Origin of the sequence: Methanospirillum sp., from assembly GCF_028679455.1 — an archaeon.
Classification (GTDB): Archaea; Halobacteriota; Methanomicrobia; order Methanomicrobiales; family Methanospirillaceae; genus Methanospirillum.
This window is the reverse complement of record NZ_JAJRBM010000173.1, coordinates 1-2,761: the sequence shown is the minus strand read 5'-3', so window position 1 is coordinate 2,761 and position 2,761 is coordinate 1. Positions and strand designations below refer to the sequence as shown.

General features: G+C 45.3%; 4 protein-coding genes and 1 pseudogene. 3 read left to right on the top strand and 2 right to left on the bottom strand.

The annotated features are described in order from the left end of the window. Positions 1 to 164 precede the first annotated feature (164 nt). Positions 165 to 368, top strand: coding sequence for a hypothetical protein (locus tag LUQ50_RS05875; RefSeq protein ID WP_300037595.1), 204 nt, complete (start codon positions 165 to 167; stop codon positions 366 to 368). Positions 369 to 558: 190 nt separating this feature from the next. Here the strand turns inward: LUQ50_RS05875 and LUQ50_RS05870 are convergent, their stop codons facing one another. Beyond that, complete coding sequence (locus LUQ50_RS05870) at positions 559 to 1,257, bottom strand: ABC transporter substrate-binding protein (RefSeq protein ID WP_300037591.1); 699 nt, start codon at positions 1,255 to 1,257, stop codon at positions 559 to 561. Between the two features lie 271 nt (positions 1,258 to 1,528). Here LUQ50_RS05870 and LUQ50_RS05865 point away from each other — a divergent pair, with 271 nt between their 5' ends. Both LUQ50_RS05865 and LUQ50_RS05860 read left to right on the top strand, forming a co-directional pair. After that, positions 1,529 to 1,876, top strand: coding sequence for a hypothetical protein (locus LUQ50_RS05865; RefSeq protein WP_300037589.1), 348 nt, complete (start codon positions 1,529 to 1,531; stop codon positions 1,874 to 1,876). Positions 1,877 to 1,987: 111 nt separating this feature from the next. Further along, positions 1,988 to 2,530: a hypothetical protein gene (locus LUQ50_RS05860; protein ID WP_300037587.1), complete on the top strand. Its 543-nt coding sequence runs from the start codon at positions 1,988 to 1,990 to the stop codon at positions 2,528 to 2,530. A 39-nt stretch (positions 2,531 to 2,569) separates the two neighbouring features. Here LUQ50_RS05860 and LUQ50_RS05855 read toward each other — a convergent pair. Further along, positions 2,570 to 2,761: pseudogene (locus tag LUQ50_RS05855) on the bottom strand (formate dehydrogenase); the annotation flags it as partial.

Sequence of the window (2,761 nt, the reverse complement as noted above, 5' to 3'; positions counted from 1 at the left end):
TCTGACCAAGGTTTCTCCCTGTAGTTTGTTGGGAATATCATGTCGTTGTCTGTGCATAGGTCACCTGAGTAATATCTAAATAGTTGAGAGGGCTATAGATAGATTATTAGATATCACCTGGTATAACAGTTTGTTTATCAGTTGATTATCTTGAGGTGATAACCATGAAAATTTATGCACGAGAGCGTCAGAAGGTCGGAGAAGGTGTACGACAACCAAAGTACCGCATTGTAGCAGTAACCGGTGGACAACTCCAGGTTGAAGCTACCCACTTCAGAAAGATGGAGATCGAAATAATTGCAAAGGATCTCGGTGCAGAACTTGTCTTCCTCGAACCAGTCCCAGACGAAGATAAGAAAAAGCATTAACCCTTTTTCGTGTCCTTACACGTCACCTGTTCATCCTTTTGTTTCATGAATGTTAGTATTTTAATATGTTTCATTAGACAATTGACCTGGTGGTCAGTTTGGTCTGTGAAAGTCATAATGAAGCGATCTGCGTTACCAAAACCGGAGTGAAACGAAAAATCAGGGTTCTGGTTCACCGTTAATACAGGGTTTAATTTCGTTTAACTACTACAAATCTGCCTTCCTGTTCATCGACCAGAAGGATGGGTTTACCCTGGAGGCGGACGGGCTGAGGAAATTTCTGGACGGTCACCAGACCTTCGGTGATAGTTTTTCCATCAAGGGTTATCACCCGTTCGATTCCGGTCGTCAGGATATCGGCAATCGTCTGATCCCCCTGTTTCTCGCGGATGGTCCCGGTCTGAATATACCTCCCGTCAGATCCACTTGCAGCAAGGCCGATTCCTGCTAATGCACCAATTACCCCGCCTTCAGTTCCTCCCAGTCCCTCAAGCAGGATACCTGCATGGGATGCAATTTTTCGGGCCCTATCCTGAGTTAAGACCGTACATTTTGCATCGAATCCAAATGCTATCATGCCCGGAGTGATCTGATGACTTCCCGCAAGTGCTATTCCAGGATCACTTCCTTCAATAAAATGTTCCTGCATCAGGATTTTCGCTTTGTTGAAGAGCGGCAGATACGCTTCTTCGGCAATATCACAGAGATGAATGACCGCACAACTGTTATGGGAAGTATAGGGAATGTCAGGATGGACAAATAACTGATGCCGGGTGACCGCGGTTACCTGATATTGCTGTCCGATTTGTTCAGCCAGCAATCGTGCCAGCCGCCCGGTCCCAATAGAATCCAGGCTATCGGTATCATCGATGCACATGTAAACAGACATGGAAATCTCAATGTATCTGATTCTTTAAGAAGATCAGAACCTCTTCCACCTGTTACTCCTGCTTCCTGATAAAATAGAATTATGGTTAGCGCCACCAAAAGAAGGTTTTTAAAACCAGCCCTCTGTCCAGATGATAGTGCCAATATTCTCACCATGACAGCCTGACAGGATTGATCTCATCAGGTTCTGAGAAGGGTTATCAGCAGGGGCCGGATCGATTAGCATCATTCGGAACTAATGTATAGCGTTATTATCATACTATCTGTCAGATATGGCAGCTCTTTCGATCGAGATCCTCTTTGCATCTGCAGTGAAACTCTTCCTTGTTGAAGAGCATGCAATCAGTCTGACATTCACCCAGGAGGGGATCAGTATACGGTTTCCCACAACCCGGAAACTTGCTGAATATCTGCAGGCCCCCCATTACTATATACTCCCCTATTTTGCCATGATGGAAGAACAGGAACTTGTGGTCAGAGCTGAACGGGTGGGCATCATGACCACAAAGACCGGATCTGATAAGATTATCAGGATCATGAAAGAGCAGTATCAGGCTGAAAGTATTGCTCTTCTTGGACCGGTTATATTTGAGAGCATCTGCAGCCAGCTGGACCCCTGATATGAATTTATCCGCATTAAACCCTCAGGTACCTGTACTCACCTATGGAATGAATGGATGGGATGGCTCATATTCATCGGCAGACAATTGATCTGGTAATCAGGTAGTTTCGTGAAAGTCATAAAAATCCCATCTATCCTATCGAGTGTCATCATCTCGGCACTGACCGGGATTGATATGATGGAGTTCACTCTGATTACCAAGTGCCAATACTGCAAAGGGCCGGTTAAATTTCATGATATCAGACTGAAACGGTTTGCAACCGTCATAGAAAACGGGGAGAAACGCATTATCAGTGTCCGGGTTCACCGATATTATTGTCAGGAATGTGGAAAACTCTGCTATGCCCGGGCACCATTCTATCCGAATACAAAGTTTGGGTCTCCTGTCGCAGATCTTTGTATGACCCTTGCCTGGGATCATCCGTTTAATCATACCGCAAAGATACTGCAGTCAATCGGGGTGGTCATCGACCGGGGAACGATCCGTAACTTTTCATCGCATGAGATTCCTGCAGTGAGTTATGCCAAGATCTATGGCCTCCCCATTCCTCTTTCGATCTGTTACCTCTCTGATCTCTTCTCACGGGCTTCATGGAATTATCAGGTGACACAGGAAGAAGTACTGGAAGTTTGTGGGTTTCCAGCCCGATAATCACCTTAAAAGCAGTTCTCTGGTTACCCCATTATCAGGTTAATATTCACCAGGATCCCTGAATACCTCAACCATCTTGTCAAAGGTATTGCCATAGTTATGTTCCCACTCCTCAAGTTCATTCATTTTTGCCACTACCGGTTTTCCATCCCGGTCCCCGGCATGATACCCGAACATGAGTTCGAGTTCTACCTGAAGAGCATTCATGTACCGTGAATTTGGAATCTCCAT